General features: G+C 72.7%; 18 protein-coding genes. 6 read left to right on the forward strand and 12 right to left on the reverse strand.

From position 1 onward, the window contains the following. Positions 1–168: 168 nt before the first annotated feature. Together ACIRQY_RS22005 and ACIRQY_RS22010 are read right to left on the reverse strand one after the other, a co-directional pair. On the reverse strand, positions 169–1,695 hold the full coding sequence (locus ACIRQY_RS22005; protein ID WP_403928283.1) for an MFS transporter: 1,527 nt from the start codon (positions 1,693–1,695) through the stop codon (positions 169–171). Between the two features lie 14 nt (positions 1,696–1,709). After that, positions 1,710–2,261 carry a TetR/AcrR family transcriptional regulator gene (locus ACIRQY_RS22010; protein WP_403928151.1) on the reverse strand — a complete coding sequence of 184 codons (552 nt, stop codon included), beginning with the start codon at positions 2,259–2,261 and terminating at the stop codon, positions 1,710–1,712. A gap of 85 nt (positions 2,262–2,346) precedes the next feature. On the opposite strand from ACIRQY_RS22010, the gene ACIRQY_RS22015 reads away from it, so the two are divergent. After that, positions 2,347–2,856 carry an HAD domain-containing protein gene (locus tag ACIRQY_RS22015; RefSeq protein WP_403928154.1) on the forward strand — a complete coding sequence of 170 codons (510 nt, stop codon included), beginning with the start codon at positions 2,347–2,349 and terminating at the stop codon, positions 2,854–2,856. Positions 2,857–2,874: 18 nt separating this feature from the next. On the opposite strand, the gene argH is transcribed toward ACIRQY_RS22015, so the two are convergent. Next, positions 2,875–4,305, reverse strand: coding sequence for an argininosuccinate lyase (gene argH, locus ACIRQY_RS22020; RefSeq protein WP_403928157.1), 1,431 nt, complete (start codon positions 4,303–4,305; stop codon positions 2,875–2,877). A gap of 245 nt (positions 4,306–4,550) precedes the next feature. Here argH and ACIRQY_RS22025 point away from each other — a divergent pair, with 245 nt between their 5' ends. Continuing rightward, positions 4,551–5,219, forward strand: a complete 669-nt coding sequence (locus ACIRQY_RS22025) for a pyridoxamine 5'-phosphate oxidase family protein (RefSeq protein ID WP_351792093.1) — start codon at positions 4,551–4,553, stop codon at positions 5,217–5,219. A gap of 9 nt (positions 5,220–5,228) precedes the next feature. Here the strand turns inward: ACIRQY_RS22025 and ACIRQY_RS22030 are convergent, their stop codons facing one another. The 5 genes from ACIRQY_RS22030 to argC all read right to left on the reverse strand — a co-directional run bounded on the left by ACIRQY_RS22030 (position 5,229) and on the right by argC (position 10,262). Then, positions 5,229–5,765 (reverse strand): arginine repressor, encoded by a 537-nt coding sequence (locus tag ACIRQY_RS22030; RefSeq protein WP_351792096.1) that lies wholly within the window; start codon positions 5,763–5,765, stop codon positions 5,229–5,231. Between the two features lie 7 nt (positions 5,766–5,772). Further along, complete coding sequence (locus ACIRQY_RS22035; RefSeq protein WP_403928159.1) at positions 5,773–6,969, reverse strand: acetylornithine transaminase; 1,197 nt, start codon at positions 6,967–6,969, stop codon at positions 5,773–5,775. Continuing rightward, on the reverse strand, positions 6,966–7,982 hold the full coding sequence (gene argB / locus ACIRQY_RS22040) for an acetylglutamate kinase (protein ID WP_403928162.1): 1,017 nt from the start codon (positions 7,980–7,982) through the stop codon (positions 6,966–6,968). The genes ACIRQY_RS22035 and argB overlap by 4 nt, the downstream gene beginning before the upstream one ends. Then, positions 7,979–9,145 carry a bifunctional glutamate N-acetyltransferase/amino-acid acetyltransferase ArgJ gene (gene argJ, locus ACIRQY_RS22045; protein ID WP_403928164.1) on the reverse strand — a complete coding sequence of 389 codons (1,167 nt, stop codon included), beginning with the start codon at positions 9,143–9,145 and terminating at the stop codon, positions 7,979–7,981. The genes argB and argJ overlap by 4 nt, the downstream gene beginning before the upstream one ends. Positions 9,146–9,233: 88 nt before the next feature. Further along, entirely contained in the window at positions 9,234–10,262 is a 1,029-nt protein-coding gene (gene argC, locus ACIRQY_RS22050; RefSeq protein ID WP_403928166.1) for an N-acetyl-gamma-glutamyl-phosphate reductase, read from the reverse strand. 485 nt (positions 10,263–10,747) lie between these two features. Here argC and argG point away from each other — a divergent pair, with 485 nt between their 5' ends. After that, positions 10,748–12,193, forward strand: a complete 1,446-nt coding sequence (gene argG, locus ACIRQY_RS22055) for an argininosuccinate synthase (RefSeq protein WP_351792119.1) — start codon at positions 10,748–10,750, stop codon at positions 12,191–12,193. A 257-nt stretch (positions 12,194–12,450) separates the two neighbouring features. Here argG and ACIRQY_RS22060 read toward each other — a convergent pair whose 3' ends face one another. Further along, positions 12,451–13,614 (reverse strand): methyltransferase, encoded by a 1,164-nt coding sequence (locus tag ACIRQY_RS22060; RefSeq protein ID WP_403928169.1) that lies wholly within the window; start codon positions 13,612–13,614, stop codon positions 12,451–12,453. A gap of 760 nt (positions 13,615–14,374) precedes the next feature. Beyond that, on the reverse strand, positions 14,375–14,827 hold the full coding sequence (locus tag ACIRQY_RS22065; RefSeq protein WP_403928171.1) for a GNAT family N-acetyltransferase: 453 nt from the start codon (positions 14,825–14,827) through the stop codon (positions 14,375–14,377). Between the two features lie 164 nt (positions 14,828–14,991). Between ACIRQY_RS22065 and ACIRQY_RS22070 the strand changes: the two genes are divergently transcribed. Next, on the forward strand, positions 14,992–15,405 hold the full coding sequence (locus ACIRQY_RS22070; protein WP_403928286.1) for a hypothetical protein: 414 nt from the start codon (positions 14,992–14,994) through the stop codon (positions 15,403–15,405). Between the two features lie 16 nt (positions 15,406–15,421). Here the strand turns inward: ACIRQY_RS22070 and ACIRQY_RS22075 are convergent, their stop codons facing one another. After that, a complete protein-coding gene (locus tag ACIRQY_RS22075) occupies positions 15,422–16,858 on the reverse strand; it encodes a PLP-dependent aminotransferase family protein (RefSeq protein WP_403928173.1) in 1,437 nt (478 codons plus the stop codon). A gap of 322 nt (positions 16,859–17,180) precedes the next feature. Between ACIRQY_RS22075 and ACIRQY_RS22080 the strand changes: the two genes are divergently transcribed. After that, a complete protein-coding gene (locus ACIRQY_RS22080; RefSeq protein ID WP_403928289.1) occupies positions 17,181–18,020 on the forward strand; it encodes a DMT family transporter in 840 nt (279 codons plus the stop codon). A gap of 153 nt (positions 18,021–18,173) precedes the next feature. Then, on the forward strand, positions 18,174–18,386 hold the full coding sequence (locus ACIRQY_RS22085; RefSeq protein WP_351792130.1) for a DUF1918 domain-containing protein: 213 nt from the start codon (positions 18,174–18,176) through the stop codon (positions 18,384–18,386). A 185-nt stretch (positions 18,387–18,571) separates the two neighbouring features. Here the strand turns inward: ACIRQY_RS22085 and ACIRQY_RS22090 are convergent, their stop codons facing one another. Next, positions 18,572–19,897 (reverse strand): glycoside hydrolase family 10 protein, encoded by a 1,326-nt coding sequence (locus ACIRQY_RS22090; protein WP_403928176.1) that lies wholly within the window; start codon positions 19,895–19,897, stop codon positions 18,572–18,574. Between the last annotated feature and the right edge of the window lie 61 nt (positions 19,898–19,958).

Consider the following 19,958-nt stretch of genomic DNA (forward strand, 5'->3'; position numbering starts at 1 on the left):
TCCCCCCCCCCCCCCCCCCCCCCCCCCCCCGCCCCCCCCGGCCCGCCCGCCGCCCCCCCCCCCCCCCCCCCCCCCCCCCCGTTCCGGGGAGATGCGTCAGCATCTCTCCGGGCAGGGGAGCCGGTCCGTCGCCGTGTGAAGGCGTCAGGACGTCTCCGCCGAGGGGCGTCAGTGTTCGACGCCTTCCTCCAGCTTCTGGCCCTTGAGCAGGAACCAGGCGGCGACCGCCGTCACCAGGAGGACCACGGCGCCGACCCCGGCCGCTATCCGCAGGCCCTCGACGAAGGCCTCCTGGGCGGCCGACACCAGGGCCGTCGCCGTTTCCGGGGCCAGGGCTCCGGAGGCCTCGACCGCGCCGCCGAGCGACTCGTGGGCCGCCGAGGCGACGTCGGACGGGATGCCCACCGGGGCGGTGAAGCCCCGGTAGACGCCGGTCACGATCGAGCCGAGGACGGCGATGCCGAGCGCGGCGCCCAGTTCGTACGCGGTCTCGGAGACCGCCGAGGCCGAACCGGCCTGGTCCTTCGGGACGCTGGACAGGATCACGTCGGCGGTGACCGTGAAGGCGAAGCCCGCACCCACACCGACGACCAGCAGGGCGGCGCCGAGCAGTGGGTAGCCGGTGCTCTTGTCGAGCGTCGTCAGGACGGCCAGCGAGAGGCCGACCGCCGCGAGGCCACCGGCCACCACGGCCCGTACGGAGAAGCGCCGGGCGACCAGGCCCGCGATCAGACCGGCCGTGACCGCGCCGACGGCGGCGGGCAGTTCGGCGAGACCCGCCTCCAGCGGCTGGCGGCCCTGGACCAGCTGGAAGAACTGGGACAGGAAGAACACCAGGCCGGAGAGGCCGAGGATGGTCAGCAGATCGGCGAGGACGGCGCCCGAGAAGCCCCGGTTGCGGAAGAGGCGCATGTCCAGGAGCGGCGCGGGCAGGGTCAGCTGCCTGCGGATGAACCAGGTCAGGGCGCCCACACCGGCGAGAGCGGCGAGACCCGCGTCGAGGGACGGGCCGTGCGAGGCCAGTTCCTTGATCGCGTAGACGATGCCGATCATGCCGACGAGGGAGAGCAGGACACTCGGCAGGTCCCAGGGGCCCGGGTTCGGGTTCTTGGACTCGGGGATCAGCTTGATGCCGACGAAGACCAGGACGGCCATCACGGGCAGGTTGATGAGGAAGACCGAGCCCCACCAGAAGTGTTCGAGCAGGAATCCGCCGACGACCGGTCCGACGGCGGCACCGGCCGAGGCCATGGCGCCCCAGACACCGATGGCGAGGCTGCGCTCGCGCGGGTCGTGGAAGAGGTTGCGGATGAGCGCCAGGGTGGACGGCATCAGGGTGGCACCGGCGACACCGAGGAGCGCACGGGCCACGATCATCATCTCGGGGGTCGTGGCGTAGGCGTTCAGGACGGAGACGGCACCGAAGGCCGTGGCACCGATCAGGAGCAGCTTCTTGCGCCCGATGCGGTCACCGAGGCTGCCCATCGAGACCAGGAGTCCGGCGATGACGAAGGAGTAGACGTCGCCGATCCAGAGCAGCTGGTTGCCGGTGGGCTTCAGGTCCTCGGAGAGGAAGGGGGTGGCGAGTCCCAGGACCGTCGCGTCGACCGCCACGAGGAGGACGGCCAGGACGAGGACGGCAAGGGCGAGCCACCGGCCGGGGCGGCGCACGCCCTCGGTATGGTCCTTGCTCATGAGGGTGCTGGTGGTCACTTCTCCACGCTCCTGCGTGCTCCGCCGAGCAGCAGCTCGACGATCATGTACTGGAAGTCCTTGGCGGCGACCCGGCCGTCCGCGACGGCCCAGGCACCGGAGCCGATGAGCCCGTAGAGGGCCTCGGCGAGCCAGGCGGGTGTCAGGTCGATCCGGAAGACGCCGTGCTCCTGGCCGCGCCGGAAGAAGGCCGCGATCTCCTCGTCGAGGCGTTCCCAGCCCTCGTTCTGCTGGTCGCCCTCGAAGAGCTGGTTCTCGGTGACGAGGAACGACAGCAGGGGCGCGACGGGCTGTACCTCGGCGACGAGCCTGCGCAGGGCCTCGTCCTCGGGCTCCTGGCCGAGCCGGGCCCGTTCGAGGGCCTGCTCCATCTCCTGGATGCCGAGGTCTTCGAGCGCCCGTACGAGCGCGTCCCGCCCGGCGAACTGCCGGTGCAGGGTGGCCCGCCCGATGCCCGCCGCGCGGGCGACCTCGTCCATGGTGGCGGTCGCCTTGCGGCTGAGCAGGGCCGCGGCGGCGCGGAGCACCTGGGTGCGATCGACTGACATGAGACAACCATACACCGAATGAGACGTTGATGTCTCATTCGATATTCGAATGCCTCACCCAGGGGGTGAGGGGGAAGGTGTGCGCATGACCAAGCCACTGCTGCTCATCGATGTCGACGGACCGCTCAATCCGTACGCGGCACAGCGCGAGCGGCGTCCCGCCGGGTACGGAACCCACCGGATGAGGCCCACCGAGTGGACGGGGGCGAAGCCGCTGCGGGTCTGGCTCCATCCCGGCCACGGGGAGGAGCTGCTCGCGCTGGCCGGGGCGTACGAGCTGGTCTGGGCGACGACCTGGAAGGACGAGGCCAACCGCTGGATAGGGCCCCGGCTCGGACTGCCCGAGCTGCCGTTCGTCGACTGGCCCCGGATGCACGGGAGGGCGCCCGCCGGGACCTTCTGGAAGACGCAGTACCTCCTGGAGTACGCGGCGGGGCGCCCGTTCGCCTGGATCGACGACGACATCACCCCGTACGACCGCGAGTACGTGGAGCGGAACCACCTCGCCGCCGCCCTGTTGCTGCGCGTCGACGAACGGATCGGGCTGACCCGGCCGGACTTCGACGCGCTCGCGGAGTGGGCGGCGGCGCTGTGACGGGGGATTTCCTGGCGGCTACTTCTGCTTGGCGGTGGCCCAGGCGTGCTGGATCACCAGGTCCGCCTTGACCTCGACCAGCTGGACGGCGACGGCGGAGGGGGCGGTGCCGCCCCGCCCGTCACGGGAGGCGAGGGAACCGGGCACGTCGAGCACGGTGCGGACCTGGGGGGTGAGGTGCTCGGAGATCTTCGCGAACTGCTCGTCCGTCAGCTCGTCCAGCTCCTTGCCCTCGGCCTCGGCAGCCTTCACGCACTCGCCCGCGACCTCGTGCGCCACCCGGAACGGGACGCCCTGCCTGACCAGCCACTCCGCGATGTCCGTCGCCAGCGAGAATCCGGCCGGGGCCAGCTCCTCCAGGCGCTCGCGGTTGACGGTGAGCGTGGCCATCATGCCGGTGAAGGCGGGCAGCAGGACCTCCAGCTGGTCGCAGGAGTCGAAGACCGGCTCCTTGTCCTCCTGGAGGTCCCGGTTGTAGGCCAGCGGGAGGGCCTTCAGGGTGGCGAGCAGCCCCGAGAGGTTGCCGATGAGACGGCCGGACTTGCCCCGGGCCAGCTCCGCGATGTCGGGGTTCTTCTTCTGCGGCATGATCGAGGAGCCGGTGGAGAAGGCGTCGTGCAGGGTCACGAAGGAGAACTCCTTCGTGTTCCAGATGATGATCTCCTCCGCGATCCGCGAGAGGTTGATGCCGATCATCGCGGTGATGAAGGCGAACTCGGCGACGAAGTCCCGGGAGGCCGTGCCGTCGATCGAGTTGCCGACCGAGCCGCGCTCGAAGCCGAGGTCCTTGGCGACCGCCTCCGGGTCGAGCCCGAGGGAGGAACCGGCGAGGGCGCCGGAGCCGTACGGGGAGACCGCCGTACGGGTGTCCCACTGCCGCAGCCGCTCGGCGTCCCGGGAGAGGGACTGGGCGTGGGCCAGGACATGGTGCGCGAAGAGCACGGGCTGGGCGTGCTGGAGGTGCGTACGGCCGGGCATGGCGACGCCCGGGTGGGCCTCGGCGAGGCCGACGAGGGCGTCCTGGAGGTCGGCGACGAGACCGCCGATGATCCGGGCGTGGTCGCGCAGGTACATCCGGAAGAGGGTGGCGACCTGGTCGTTCCGCGACCGGCCCGCGCGCAGCTTGCCGCCGAGGTCCGGGCCGAGGCGCTCCAGGAGGCCCCGCTCCAGGGCGGTGTGGACGTCCTCGTCGGCGACGGTGCCGACGAAGGAGCCGTCGGCGACGGCCGTCTCCAGCAGGTCGAGCCCGGCGATCATGCGGGTCAGCTCGTCCTCGGTGAGCAGCCCGGCCTTGTGCAGCACGCGCGCGTGGGCGCGGGAACCGGCGATGTCGTACGGCGCGAGACGCCAGTCGAAGTGGACCGATGCGGACAGCTTCGCCAGGGCCTCGGCGGGCCCGTCCGCGAACCGTCCGCCCCAGAGCCGGACGTCACCGTTGTTGCTGCTCACAGCTGCTGCTCCTCGGGAGGGTGGGTGGTGCCGCCGCCCTCATGGGAGCGAGGACGTCGACGACAGCATAACTATGCAATCCTCCGTATGTTTTGTCAATGTGGGGTGGGGTGAGGGGCGTCCGGGGTTCGGTGGCGGTCCCGGTGGGCCGGGCGGGCGCCGGGCCACTACCCGCCTCCGGCGGGTGACCGCCGTCGGGCGGGATCGGCGCTTCCTCGCGGACGGAGCTCGCGCAGGATGGAGGCATGGGAAAGACATATGAACGTATCGATGGGCGGCTTCGGGCCTTCATCGAGGAGCAACCGGTCTTCTTCACCGCGACCGCGCCGCTCTCCGGCGACGGGCACGTCAACCTCTCCCCCAAGGGCCGCCGGGGCACCCTCGTCGTGCTCGACGAACTGACCCTCGCCTACGTCGATTTCGGCGGCAGCGGCGCCGAGACCCTCGCCCACCTCCGGGAGCCCGGCAACGGGCGCATCACCCTCATGTGGACGGCGTTCTCCGGGCCGCCGACCGTCGTACGGGTGCACGGGACCGGGGAGGCCGTCCTCCGGGACGATCCGCGCTGGGAGGGGCTGTTCGCCCGCTTCCCGGCCGAGGCGGTCGAGGGGCAGGGCAGTGCGCGGGCCGTCGTGGTGGTGCGCGCCCGGCGGATCAGCGACGCCTGCGGGTTCGCCGTCCCGCTGATGGAGTACCGGGAGGACCGGTCGATGCACGCCGAGTACTTCAACCGGAAGACGGACGAGGAGTTCAACGCGTACTGCGAGCGCAAGGAGCACATCGCCACCAGCCTCGACGGGCTGCCCGCGCTCCCGCTCCCCCTGCCTCCGCTGCCCGCCGGCCGCGCCACTGGCGCGGCCCCGGACGCCGGAGCCGTCGTGGACGGTCGGGCGCGCGGGGCCGGGGAGGGCTGACGGGGAGGGTCAGCGGTCCTTCTGCGCGAGGCGGAGCAGATGGTCGGCGAGGGCCTGGCCACCGGTGGCGTCACGGCTGATGAGCAGGAGGGTGTCGTCACCCGCGATGGTGCCGAGGATCGCGTGGAGCTCGGCCTGGTCGATGGCCGACGCGAGGAACTGGGCGGCGCCCGGCGGGGTCCGCAGGACCACCAGGTTCGCGGACGCCTCGGCGGAGATCAGCAGTTCGCCGGAGAGGCGCCGCATCCGCTCCTCCTTGGCGGACTCGCCCAGCGGTGCCTGCGGGGTGCGGAAGCCGCCCTCGCTGGGGACCGCGTAGATCAGCTCGCCGCCGGTGTTGCGGATCTTCACCGCGCCGAGCTCGTCGAGGTCGCGGGAGAGCGTCGCCTGGGTGACGCTCAGTCCGTCGTCCGCGAGGAGCTTGGCGAGCTGGCTCTGCGAGCGCACCGGCTGCCGGTTGAGGATGTCGACGATCCTCCGGTGACGGGCGGTACGGGTCTGTGGAACCGACGGCCCTCCGTGCTCGTTCTCCTGCGCGTCGGTCATCGTCGTCTCATTCTCCGGTTCGTGCTTTCCCGTTCGCCACGTCGAGGACCCCGGGCAGGCCCTGGAGGAACGTGTCCGCCTCGGCGTCGGTGAGGACCAGCGGAGGCATGATCCGTACGACGTCGGGGGCGGGCGCGTTCACCAGGAGGCCGGCGTCCTGAGCCGCCTGCTGCACCTGGGGCGCGAGGGGCTCCGTGAGCACGATACCCAGCAGGAGGCCCGCGCCACGGACGTGGGAGACCAGCGGGTGGTCCAGCGCCTCGATTCCCTGCCGCAGCCGCTCCCCGACGGCCTTGACGTGGTCGAGGGCCGCGTCGGCGCCGAGGGTGTCCAGGACGGCGAGGCCAGCGGCGCAGGCGATGGGGTTGCCGCCGAAGGTGGTGCCGTGGTGTCCGGGCGCGAAGAGCTCGGCGGCCGGGCCGAACGCGACGGTCGCGCCGAGCGGGAGCCCGCCGCCGAGCCCCTTGGCGAGGGTGACGACATCGGGCTCGACGCCCTCGTGGGCCTGGTGCTCGAACCAGTGGCCGCAGCGGCCGATGCCGGTCTGCACCTCGTCGAGGACGAGGAGGGTGCCGGTGGCGCGGGTGATCTCCCGGGCGGCCCCGAGGTAGCCGGGGGGCGGGACGACGACACCGTTCTCGCCCTGGATCGGCTCGATGATCACCAGTGCGGTGTCCTCGGTGACCGCGGCCCGCAGCGCTTCGGCGTCGCCGTACGGGACATGGGTCACGTCGCCGGGGAGCGGCAGGAACGGGGTCTGCTTGCCGGGCTGGCCGGTGAGCGCGAGGGAGCCCATGGTCCGGCCGTGGAAGCCGCCCTGGGTGGCGACCATGTGGGTGCGGCCGGTGAGCCGTCCGATCTTGAACGCGGCTTCGTTGGCCTCGGCGCCCGAGTTGCAGAAGAAGACCTTGCCGGGGCGGCCGAAGAGGCCGAGGAGGCGTTCGGCGAGGGCGACGGGCGGTTCGGCCACGAAGAGGTTGGAGACATGGCCGAGGGTCCGGACCTGCCGGGTGACGGCCTCGACGACCGCCGGGTGGCCGTGGCCGAGGGCGTTGACGGCGATGCCGCCGACGAAGTCCAGGTACTCCGTGCCCTCGGCGTCCCAGACGGTGGCGCCCGCACCTCGGACGAGGGGCAGCCGGGGGGTGCCGTAGTTGTCCATCAGCGAGCCCTGCCACCGCTGGGTCAGTTCGTCGTTGCTCATGCTTCCCCCTGTCCGTCCGGCACGACCATCGTGCCGATGCCCTCGTCGGTGAAGATCTCCAGCAGGATGGAGTGCGGTACGCGGCCGTCGATGACACGGGCCGTGGTGACCCCGTTGCGCACGGCGTGCAGACAGCCCTCCATCTTGGGGACCATGCCGCTGGAGAGCTCGGGCAGCAGCTTCTCCAGCTGGCTCGCGGTGAGCCTGCTGATGACCTCGTCGCTGTGGGGCCAGTTCTCGTAGAGGCCCTCGACGTCGGTCAGGACCATCAGGGTCTCGGCACCCAGCGCCGCAGCGAGTGCCGCAGCCGCCGTATCAGCATTGACGTTGTAGACATGTCCGTCGTCCTGGGAGCGGGCGATGGAGGAGATGACCGGGATGCGGCCGTCCTCCAGGAGCGCCTGGATGGCACCGGTGTCGATGGCGGTGATCTCACCGACCCGGCCGATGTCGATCTGTTCGCCGCCGACGAACGGGCGGTGCCGGGTGGCGGTGATGGTGTGGGCGTCCTCGCCGGTGAGACCGACGGCGAGCGGGCCGTGCTGGTTGAGGAGCCCGACCAGCTCGCGCTGGACCTGTCCGGCGAGGACCATCCGTACGACGTCCATGGCGTCCTCGGTGGTGACCCGCAGGCCCGCCTTGAACTCGCTGACGATGCCGTGGCGGTCGAGCGCCGCGCTGATCTGGGGGCCGCCGCCGTGCACGACGACCGGCTTGAGGCCGGCGTGGCGCAGGAAGACGACGTCCTGCGCGAAAGCGGCCTTGAGGTCCTCGTCGATCATGGCGTTGCCGCCGAACTTGATGACGACCGTCCTGCCGTGGTGCCGGGTCAGCCAGGGCAGCGCCTCGATGAGGATCTGCGCCTTGGGCAGCGCGGTGTGCCTCCGCGTCCGGTTCGTGGAGTCGTCGGCGGAGTCCTCGGCCACTCCGCCGTCGCCCGGGTTCCCGGTCGTGTTCCCGGTCGTGTTCCCGGTCGTGCTCTCGGCCGGGTCGTCGTTCGGGTTCCCGGTCATGACGAGTACGCGCTGTTCTCGTGGACGTAGTCCGCGGTGAGGTCGTTCGCCCAGATGACGGCGGACTCGGTGCCCGCGGCGAGGTCGGCGGTGATGGTGACCTCCCGGTAGCGCATGTCGACGAGGTCGCGGTCCTCGCCCACGGAGCCGTTCCGGCAGACCCAGACGCCGTTGATGGCGACGTTCAGCTCGTCGGGCTCGAAGGCGGCGGCCGTGGTGCCGATGGCGGAGAGCACCCGGCCCCAGTTGGGGTCCTCGCCGTGGATGGCGCACTTGAGGAGGTTGTTGCGGGCGATGGAACGGCCGACCTCGACGGCGTCGTCCTCGGTGGCCGCGTTGACGACCTCGATCCGGATGTCCTTGCTGGCGCCCTCGGCATCGCCGATGAGCTGGCGGGCGAGGTCGTCGCAGACGGTCCGGACGGCCTCGGCGAAGTCGTCCTGTCCGGGGATGACGCCGGAGGCGCCGGAGGCGAGGAGGAGGACGGTGTCGTTGGTGGACATGCAGCCGTCGGAGTCGACCCGGTCGAAGGTGACCCGGGTGGCGCTCCGGAGGGCGCCGTCGAGACCGGTGGCGTCGATGTCGGCGTCGGTGGTGAGGACGACGAGCATGGTGGCGAGGCCGGGGGCGAGCATCCCCGCGCCCTTGGCCATGCCGCCGACGGTCCAGCCGTCCCGTGTGACGACCGAGGTCTTGTGGACGGTGTCGGTGGTCTTGATGGCGATGGCGGCCTTCTCGCCGCCGTGCTCGGAGAGTCCGGCGGCGGCCTTCTCGACGCCGGGGAGGAGCTTGTCCATGGGGAGCAGGAGGCCGATGAGGCCGGTGGAGGCGACGGCGACCTCGCCCGCTCCGGTCTCGGTGCCCCGGGCGGTGAGGACCTCGGCGACCTTCTCGGCGGTGGCGTGGGTGTCCTGGAAGCCCTGGGGGCCGGTACAGGCGTTGGCTCCGCCGGAGTTGAGGACGACGGCGGTCAGTTCGCCGTCGGCGAGGACCTGCTGGGACCAGACGACGGGGGCGGCCTTGACGCGGTTGGAGGTGAAGACGCCCGCGGCGGCGCGGCGCGGCCCGGTGTTGACCACGAGGGCCAGGTCCGGGTTGCCGTTCTGCTTGATCCCGGCGGCGATGCCCGCCGCCGTGAACCCCTTCGCTGCGGTGACGCTCACTCTTCTTCTCCGATCGCTTCTCCGCCCGCGCGGTGCGCGGGGGCTGGCTTCGTCGTCGTCCGTGGGCCGGTGGCCCCGCGGAGGTCGCTCACGGGGCGATGCCCGTCATGGGAAGTCCGGTGTCCTCGGGGAGTCCGAGGGCGATGTTCATGCTCTGCACGGCGCCGCCCGCGGTGCCCTTGGTCAGGTTGTCGATGGCGCTGATCGCGATGATCCGGTTCGCCGCCGGGTCGTGCGTGACCTGGATCTGGACGGCGTTGGACCCGAGGACGGACGCCGTCGCGGGCCACTGGCCCTCGGGCAGCAGGTGGACGAAGGGCTCGTCGGCGTAGGCCTTCTCGTACGCGGCGCGCACGGTCTCGGCGGTGACGCCCGGCTTCGCGGTGGCGGTGCAGGTGGCGAGGATGCCCCGGGACATCGGCGCCAGGGTGGGCGTGAAGGAGACGGTGACCCGCTCCCCGGCCGGACCGCTGAGGTTCTGGATCATCTCGGGGGTGTGCCGGTGACCGCCGCCGACGCCGTACGGGGACATGCTGCCCATGACCTCGCTGCCCAGCAGGTGGGGCTTGGCGGCCTTGCCCGCGCCGGAGGTGCCGGAGGCGGCGACGATCACGGCTTCGGGTTCGGCGAGTCCGTTCTCGTACGCGGGGAAGAGGGCGAGCGAGACGGCGGTGGGGTAGCAACCGGGCACGGCGACCCGCTTGGCCCCCTCCAGCGCGGCGCGGGCACCCGGCAGCTCGGGGAGGCCGTACGGCCAGGTCCCGGCGTGCGGGGAGCCGTAGTACGTCTCCCAGTCGGCGGGGTTCCGCAGCCGGAAGTCGGCGCCCATGTCGACGACGAGGACGTCCGGGCCGAGCTGGTCGGCAACGGCGGCGGACTGCCCGTGCGGCAGGGCGAGGAAGACGACGTCGTGCCCGGCCAGCTCGTCGGCGGTGGTGGGCACGAGGACGCGGTCGGCGAGCGGCAGCAGATGGGGCTGGAGGGCCCCGAGTCGCTGACCCGCGTTGGAGTGGCCGGTCAGCGCGCCGATCTCCACCCCGGGATGGACGAGCAGAAGACGCAGGAGCTCTCCGCCCGCGTATCCGCTCGCACCCGCCACTGCTACCCGTACCGTCATCGAAGTACCCTCCTCATGGATGGCATGACTATACGTGCGGTTGCAGATTTATGCAATCGAGTGGATGGGGGGCACTCTCGCGGCAGCCGCATTCGGGGTCGGGCGGCCGGGGCGCGCGCCGACCGGATCCTGCGGCGACGCTCCTCCCGAGGGCAGCGCCGGGTGGCGGCTTCCAGTGGAGCGGGGGCGGGGGCGGCCAGGAGGGCGGGGCTTTCGTGCGGGGTCCGCCCCCGCTTCACTTCGGTCCGCTTCACTCCTGTCCGGTCCCGGCTCACCCCCGGGCCCGACCCGGCCCCCTCCGATCCGCCCCCGAGTCCGCCCGACCAGGCCGCTTCGGCCGACCTCGACAGCCCCGCCGGGCAGGGCCTCCCGGTGGAGCCGGAGCCCCGGGCGGCGCCGTGTCGCTCGCTCCGCCCGGGCACCGCGAGTGAATCGCATGAGAATCGGCCTTTGCATGACCATGCGAGATGATGCATACTCTTCCCATGTCCAAGGTCCTCACTTCCCTGCCCGCCGGCGAGCGCGTCGGCATCGCCTTCTCCGGCGGCCTCGACACCTCCGTCGCCGTCGCATGGATGCGCGACAAGGGCGCCGTCCCCTGCACCTACACCGCCGACATCGGCCAGTACGACGAGCCCGACATCGCTTCGGTGCCCGGCCGGGCCCAGGCCTACGGCGCCGAGATCGCGCGCCTGGTCGACTGCCGCGCGGCGCTGGTCGAGGAGGGCCTTGCCGCACTCACCTGCGGGGCGTTCCACATCCGCTCCGGCGGCCGCGCCTACTTCAACACCACGCCCCTCGGCCGGGCCGTCACCGGCACGCTCCTCGTCCGGGCGATGCTGGAGGACGACGTCCAGATCTGGGGCGACGGCTCCACCTACAAGGGCAACGACATCGAGCGGTTCTACCGCTACGGTCTGCTCGCCAACCCGCACCTGCGGATCTACAAGCCCTGGCTGGACACGGACTTCGTGACCGAGCTGGGCGGCCGCAAGGAGATGTCGGAGTGGCTGGTCGCCCACGGCCTGCCGTACCGCGACAGCACCGAGAAGGCGTACTCCACCGACGCCAACATCTGGGGCGCCACCCACGAGGCGAAGACCCTGGAGCACCTCGACACCGGGGTGGAGACCGTCGAGCCGATCATGGGCGTCCGCTTCTGGGACCCGTCGGTCGAGATCCTCACCGAGGACGTCACGATCGGCTTCGACCAGGGCCGCCCGGTGACGATCGACGGCAAGGAGTTCGGTTCCGCCGTCGACCTCGTGATGGAGGCCAACGCCATCGGCGGCCGTCACGGTCTGGGCATGTCGGACCAGATCGAGAACCGGATCATCGAGGCCAAGAGCCGGGGCATCTACGAGGCCCCCGGCCTGGCCCTGCTGCACGCCGCCTACGAGCGGCTGGTCAACGCGATCCACAACGAGGACACCCTCGCCCAGTACCACAACGAGGGACGGCGTCTCGGCCGCCTCATGTACGAGGGCCGGTGGCTGGACCCGCAGGCGCTCATGGTCCGCGAGTCCCTGCAGCGCTGGGTCGGCACGGCCGTCACCGGCGAGGTGACGCTGCGGCTGCGGCGCGGCGAGGACTACTCGATCCTCGACACCCGGGGCCCGGCGTTCAGCTACCACCCGGACAAGCTGTCCATGGAGCGCACCGAGGACTCGGCCTTCGGCCCGTCCGACCGGATCGGCCAGCTCACCATGCGGAACCTGGACATCGCCGACTCCCGCGCCAAGCTGGAGCAGTACGCGGGCCTCGGCCTGATCGGCACCTCCAACCCGGCCATCGGCGCCGCCCAGGCCGCCGCGACCGGTCTGATCGGCAGCATGCCGGAGGGCGGCGCGGAGGCCATCGCCTCCCGTGGCGAGGTCTCCGACGACGACGAGCTGCTCGACCGCGCCGCGATGGAACTCGGCAACGACTGATCCGACGGGCCCGGACCCGCGGAACCGGAAGCCGAAGGCCGACTCGACACTCCCCGTGCCGAGTCGGCCTTCGGCCGTTTCCGGGGTCGGGCGGCGGGCGGGTGACGACCCTCCGAAGGCCGCCGCGCCGGGACCGAGGGGGCGATGCGCCGGACGGACCGGGCTGTCATCCACCACGGGCGCGTCCGGAACATACGGGTGCGGGGCGCGTGCGGGGGTCCGGCCCCCGCACGCGCCCCGCTCCCCGGGCGGCGGGACTACCGCTTGCGCACGGCGCGGAGGACGACGAACTTGGCGTCGCTCGCGACGAGTTCGCTGTTGCCGAAGATCCGCCGCAGGGTGACGTGGTAGCCGAGGTGCCGGTTGCCGATGACCCACAGTTCGCCGCCCGGCCGCAGGGCGCGCCGCGCGTCCGTGAACATGCGGCGGGCCGTGCGGTCGGTGGTGGCCTGGTGGGTGTGGAACGGCGGGTTGTTGAGCACGAGGTCCACGGAGCCGCTCGGGACGTCGGCGAGGCCGTCGCCGACGAGGAACTCCGCCTTGCGGCCCGCACCGATGTGGGTGCGGAAGTTCTCCTCGGCGGAGGCGACCGCCTGGTACGACTCGTCGGTGAAGACCAGTTCCGCGTCGGGTTCGTGGAGGGCGACGGCGAGACCGACGACACCGTTGCCGCAGCCCAGGTCGGCGACCCTGGCGCCGCCCACGTTCCCGGGGAGGTTCGCGAGGAGGAAGCGGGTGCCGATGTCGAGGCGGTCGGCGCAGAAGACACCGGCGTGGTTGGTGACCGTGAGACCGGGGAGGCCGGGCGCGGGGGTGTCGGCCGGGAGGTCGTACCGGTGCGGCCAGGGGTTGGGGCGGGGGGTGAGCGCGGGGTCCGGGGTGGTGTGGATCAGCCGGGCCTTCTTCACCGCGAGGGAGGTGCGGGTGGGACCGAGGATCCGCTCGAAGAGCCGGAGGGTGGAGGTGTGGATCTCCTTGACCATGCCGGTGCCGATGATCACGGTGTCCTCGTGCACGGCGGGTGCGAGCCGGTACAGCTGGTCCTCCAGGAGAGCGAGGCTCTTGGGGACGCGGACGAGGAGGACGTCGATCCGCTCGGGTGGCGGGTCCTGCGTGGTGAGCAGCCGGACGGAGTCCCGGACGGCTCCGGCGCGCGCCAGATTGGTCCGGGTGGCGCGGCGGCCCAGGTAGGAGTCGGAGATCTGGACGAGCTCGCCGGGACCGGCTGCGTGGAGGGCGGTGACGAGGGCTCCCCAGCGGTCGCCGAGGACGGCGACGGAGCCGGACAGGTCGGTGCCGCTCTCGGCCAGATGGTCGAGGAGGTACTCGTCGGACGCGTCCCAGGCTCGGAGCTGGTCGCGCGGGTCCTCGGGGTGACGGGTGAGCGTGAAGGCTCCCCATGGCGTGGTCAGACGGTTCATCGTGCCCTCAGGCTAGCCGGTCGCGGCGTTCCGCCGGCGCAGGACGGCGTCGAGCTGGAGGTGCCAGGGGCACGGGCCGTCCGATGGGGGTGAGGGTGAAGAGGGGGTGTACGCCGACGTTTCCGTAGGTGGCGGGAGTCGCTTTCAGGGCGTGGACGAGGGGCGGCGCGCACGACGAAGGGCTCGGCGACGGCGACGACGGCGCAGTCGTCGGCGGGACGGGGGCCGGGCCAGTTCCCTGTCCGGGTGACGAAGGCGAGGAGGGGTTCGCCGCCGTGCGGGGCGGTACGGGCGTCGGTGAGCCAGGCGTCGACGGCGCCCGGTCCGAGGGCGGCGACCTCGGCGAGGGTCGGTCCGCGCCGGCGGCCCGCGAGCGTGCGTGTCGGGCACTGCCAGGCAGGCGGGACTTTCGGAACACGCCCATGCCGCACTCCCGCAGGGCGGGCTGGGCGAGGGGCGCGTAGCCGAGGGCGGGGTCGGTGGCGCGGCTGCGCGGTGCCAGTGGCGCGGCTGCGCGGGGTCGGCGGGCAGTAGCGCGGTTCGGTTCGGCCGCGCCGAGCGGGATGAGCGCGGGCGCGGCGAGCTGGACGTCGTACCCGCCCGCCTGGTCGAGAGGCCGGTCGTCGTCGAAGCGTTCGGTGAGCGGGGAGGAGCCGCGTGCCGCCGTGACGAGCGTCACCCCGAGACGCATGGGCGCGATCGTGAGACCGGGGGATCACGGGTCAAGGGGTCGTCCCCCGGGGAAGGCGGGGCCTTCGGGTCACTGCTGCCCGAGAGCCATCCACTTGTCCGGATTCTGAAGCGGCGTGAAACCGATCTTCTCGTACACACCGTGGGCGTCGGCCGTGGCGAGCATGATCCGGCGCAGCCCGTACGGTGCCAGGTGGTCGCGGACCGCGCCGACGAGCGCGGTGCCCAGACCGGTGCCGCGGGCGGCCCGGTCCACATAAACGTCACAGAGCCAGGCGAAGGTGGCGTAGTCGGTGACGACACGGGCGTAGGCCGCCATCTCACCGGTCCCGTGGTGATAGGCGCCGAGGTTGAGCGAGCCCGCGATGGCCCGGTCCTGCGTCTCCCTCGGCCGCCCGAGGGCCCAGTAGGCGTCCGTCGACAGCCAGTGATGGACCCGTTCGGCGTCGATCCTCCCGGCGTCGGCCGAGATCTCGTACACCCCGTGCATGACGGGGACACCCGTGGTCGCGCAGTCGCTCATGGCCGAAGACTCCCAGCGCCTACGCGGCTTGTCAGGTGAATTTACGGGGGAGGGACGGGGGCCCCGGGGGATGTCGGGGCGGGTGGCCCCGAGGGCGTCCGGGGGCGGTGCCAGGAGACGTCAGGTTCCTCGACGAGGCGTGAAATCGTCCGGGTGTGGTGGAGATGACGAGTGAGGGGGAGGCGGCCCTGGCCGGGGCGTCTTCCGCTTCGTGGGTGCGGCGGGTCCGGGCGGGGCGCGATCTCGCGCCCTTGGCCGGAATTCCCCGGGTCGCGGAGGCGCTGGTGGGGCTGTTGCTGGACGACAGTGACACGGCGGTGACCCGGGCCACGGCGGAAGCGCTGGCCCGGACGGGGACGGTGGCCGCCGTCAGGCTGGTGGCTCGCGCGGTCTCCTTGGCCGACGATCAACAGTCTGACTGGCTGTGGACCGGCTTGCACGACGTGCTGGCGGAACCGCCCGGTGTTCCGGTTCCGGACCTCGCGGCGATCTGCGGGGAACTGGCCCGGGACCCGGAGGAGACCGTCCGCAGGGGGGCGGCGGACATTCTGGCGTGGGCGGACGGGGGCGGGCCCTGACGGGAGGCACCGGCCGTCAGGGGGTGAGTTCTTCGATCGCCGCGCGCAGGCGGCGGACGCCTTCGGCGATCTCGGTGGGGCCCGCGACACCCGCGAAGCTCAGCCGGATGTGGCCGGCGGGTGGTTCGGCGCAGAAGTAGGGGCGGCCGGGGGCCACGGAGACGCCGGTCCGCAGGGCGGCGGCGAGCAGCGCGGGCTCGGACAGGGTGTCGGGGAGACGGAGCCAGAGATGCTGGCCGCCGTGGGGCACCTGGGGCAGGGCGAGGGAGGGCAGGCTCCGGGCGGCCTCGGCGGCGAGGACGTCCCGGCGGCTCCTGAGCTCCTGGGAGACGGCCCGCAGGTGCCGGTGCCAGGCGGGTGCGCCGACGAGTTCGAGCGCGGTCTCCTGGAGGGGCCGGGGCACGAAGAAGCTGTCGACGACCTGGATGGCGCGCAGGCGCTCCAGAACGGGTCCACGGGCGGCGAGGGCGCCGACCCGGAGGCTGGGCGAAGTGATCTTCGTCAGGGAGCAGACGTGGACGACGACGCCGTCCGGGTCGTCGGCGGCGAGCGGGGCGGGCAGCGGGGGCGCGTCCGCGTGGACGAGACGGCGGGCGAAGTCGTCCTCGACGACGAAGGCTCCGGCGGCGCGGGCGATGCGGACGACCTCGTGGCGCCGTTCCGGGGCGAGGACCGCTCCGGTGGGGTTCTGGAAGAGGGGCTGGCAGACGAAGACACGGGCTCCGGTGGCCCGGAACGCGGCTTCGAGGAGTTCGGGGCGGACTCCGTCGGTGTCGACGGGGACGGGGACGGGCCGGAGCCCGGCGGCGCGGGCGACGGCGAGCATCCCGGGGTAGGTCGGCGACTCGACCAGGACGGGGGTGCCGGGCGGTGCGAGGGCGCGCAGGGCGGTGGTGATGGCGGACTGGCCGCCCGCGGTGATGAGGACCTCGGCGGCGGTGACGCCGCCGCCGATCTCGCGGGCGAACCACTCGCGCAGTTCGGGCAGGCCGTCGGTCGGGGGGCGGCCCCAGGCTCCGGGGCGGCGCCCGGCACGGGCGAGGGCGGCGGCGAGGGCGTGCTCGGGCTGGAGGGCGGGGTGGAGGTAGCCGCCGTTGAACTCGATCACACCGGGCGGTGGCGCGGCGAGGGTGACGAGGACCCCGGAGGCGTCGACGGCCCGAGGGACGAGTTCGGTGGCGGCGTCGGCGCTGAGGGCGACCTCCTGCCAGGAGGTGTCCCCCGCGGCGGGGTTCGCGGTGCGGGGTTCGGTGCGGAAGGCGCCCGCGCCGGGGCGGGTGACGACGAGCCCCTCGGCGGCGAGCTGGGCGAGGGCGCGGGCGACGGTCACCGGGGAGACCCGGTGGCGCTCGACCAGTGCGCGACTCGACGGCAGCTTTCCACCAGGTGAGTAGCGGTTGAGCTCGGAACGCAGGGACTGCGCCAATTCCGCGACACTGCTACGCTCGTTCATGAGAACACACAATAGCGCTACCGCCCCTTCGACGATAGCGGTCACGGTCGGCGGCGAAAGCACCACCGGCGGGAACCCGGCCGTCTCCCTCGCCACGGCCCCGGCCGCTCCCCCGGCCACCGCCAGCGTCCAGGACGCCCCGGCCCCGGGTACCTCCACACCGAGCACCACGGACACTCCCCGCCCGAGCGACCCGGCCACGACCGGCGCGGCCACCGCCACCGGTGCCGAGGACGCTTCCTCCGCGAGCACGCCTGAGAGCACCCCTGAGAGCACTCCCGCAAGCACTCCGCCGACCGTCGACCCGGTCCGCCGGGGCACCCTGCTCGCCGTCCTGGGCGTCGTCTCCTTCTCTCTCACCTTCCCCTCGACCGTGTGGGGTCTGGAGAGTTTCGGTCCCTGGTCGCTGGTGGCGGTGCGTTCGTCGCTCGCCGCCCTCATCGCGGGCGTGTTCCTCCTGGTGGGCCGGGTTCCGCTGCCGGACCGGCGGCACTGGGCGGGCCTCGCCGTGGTGGCCGGGGGCGTCGTCGTCGGCTTCCCGCTCCTGACGACCCTGGCCCTGCGGACGTCCACCACCTCGCACGCCGCCGTGGTCGTGGGCCTGTTGCCGCTGACCACCGCGGTCTTCGCCGCCCTGCGGACGGGGCGCCGCCCGTCCCGTACGTTCTGGTGCGCCGCCGTGGCCGGTGCGGTGGTGGTGATCGTCTTCACGCTCCAGCAGAGCGGCGGGGCCCTGTCGCAGGGTGACCTGTACCTGTTCGGGGCGCTGCTCGTGTGCGCCGCCGGTTACACGGAGGGCGGACGGCTCGCGCGGCTGATGCCCGGTTGGCAGGTCATCGGGTGGGCGCTGATCCTGTGCCTGCCGCTGATGGTGGCCGGTTCGGCCGTCGCCCTCACCGTGGAACCGGTACGGCTGAGCGTCCACGGGATCGTGGGGCTGGTGTGGGTGGCCGTGGGCTCCACCTTCTTCGGCCTGTACGTCTGGTACCGGGGCATGGCGTCGATCGGGATCCCGAAGGCGAGCCAGTTGCAGCTGGCGCAGCCGCTGCTGACGCTCCTCTGGTCGGTCTCCCTCCTCGGCGAGGAGCTGCCGCTGGCCGCCCCGCTCGCGGCGGGAGCCGTCCTGGTCTGCATCGCGGTGACCCAGCGGGCCAAGAGCTGAGAGCCCGGACACCGGAGGCCCCGAGCGCCCCCCTGACCCGGGTACCGCCGGGCCGGGGGACGCCGGTCCCGGTGCCGCTCCGGGACGCGACGCGGCACCGGGACAGGCGTAGGCTCTGATGAGGAAAGGCCCGCTCGCGAGGGAGGTATCCCGATGCAGGCGAACGTGGGCGACACACTGCTGGTGCACGGCCGGACCGTCGGTCACCACGACCGTACGGCCGCGGTCCTTCAGGTACTGGGCGAGAACGGACTGCCCCCGTACCGCGTGAAGTTCGAGGACGACGGTCACGAGGCACTGATGTCGCCGGGCCCCGACACCGTCGTACGCCATCGGCCCGGGACGGAAGTCGGCCCGGTCTACTGAGCCGCCACGGGGCCTGCGACACGGGCCCTCCGACGGCGGGCCCTGCGGCCCGCGCGCCCGCCGACACTCCCGCCCGACGCCCGCCCCTCCGCAGGCATGCCCGTAGGCCCCCACTCCACCCCCGCCCCCGCCCCCGGCGAGGCGGCCGTACGGGGTGAGGGGCGGCCGCCCCTCACCCGTCCCCCTCATCTCGGCGGGCGGCTCCTGGTCGGGTAGTGGTCGGCCACCACGGTGGCCATCGCTCCGATCGGGTCCGCCGCGACCTCCTTGGCCGCGAAGTAGCAGTGCCCGGAGACCGACGGATACCGGGCGGCGAGGTCCAGGTGCCGGGAGAGTTCCCCCGGGTCCTGCCAGGCGGCGGGCTGGGCGGGGTCGCCCGCCTTGTAGAGCGCCTCGCCGATGTGGAGACGGACGCCGGTGCCCCGGACGACCGCGTCCCACCAGGGCAGCAGCTTGGCGTAGTCGGCGGCGGGCAGGCCGATGTTCCAGTACAGCTGGGGGACGACGTAGTCGATCCAGCCCTCCCTGATCCACTTGCGGGTGTCGGCGTACAGGTCGTCGTAGGTCTGGACGCCCGCGCGGGTGTCCGAGCCCTCCGGGTCGGTGGCGATGTTCCGCCAGACCCCGAAGGGACTGATGCCGAAGTCCACGTGCCGGTCGATCTCCTTGATCCGGGCGGCGGTCGAGGAGACCAGCAGGTCGGTGTTGTGGCGCCGCCAGGACGCCCTGTCGGGGAAGTCGCCGCCGTACCGCGCGTACGCCTCGTCGTCGGCGAAGACCTGTCCGGCCACCGGGTACGGGTAGAAGTAGTCGTCCCAGTGGACGGCGTCGATGTCGTAGCGCCGCACCGCGTCCAGCATCGCGTCCTGGGTAAACCGCCGGACCTCGGGAAGCCCCGGGTTGTAGTAGAGCTTGCCGCCGTAGGGCAGCACCCACTCGGGATGGAGCCGGGCCGGGTGGTTCGCCACGAGCCGGGTGGGGTCGGTGTGGTTCGCCACCCGGTACGGGTTGAACCAGGCGTGCAGTTGCAGTCCCCGGGCATGGGCCTCCTTCACGGCCGTGCCGAGGGGGTCCCAGCCGGGGTCACGGCCCTGGACCCCGGTGAGGCACTGCGCCCACGGCTCGTACGGCGAGGGCCAGAGGGCGTCGGCGGTGGGCCGGACCTGCAGGACGACCGCGTTCAGTCTGCGCTCGACGGCGGTGTCCAGGTGGGCGAGGAGCTGGGCGCGCTGCTCACCGGCGCTCAGGCCCGCGCGGGACGGCCAGTCGCGGTTGGTGACGGTGGCGATCCACACACCCCGGAACTGGCGGCGGCGCCCCGGTCTCGGAGCGCGGCCGGTCCGCTTCCCCGGCGCGGTCCCGTCCGCCGATCCGGCTCCGGTCCCGCTCCCCGATCCGGCTCCGGACGCGCTCCCCGGCCCGGCTCCGGTGGCGGACGCCGTCCCGGCTCCCGCGCCCGCGAGCGCTCCCGCGCCGGTGGCCGCCAGCGCCGTCCCGGCCGCCCCGGTCACGAATCCTCTTCTGCCGATAGGCCGCACTTGTACCCCTTCCGTGTCGGATACGTCACACGCA

Source organism: Streptomyces sp. NPDC101490 (assembly GCF_044767145.1).
Classification (GTDB): Bacteria; Actinomycetota; Actinomycetes; order Streptomycetales; family Streptomycetaceae; genus Streptomyces.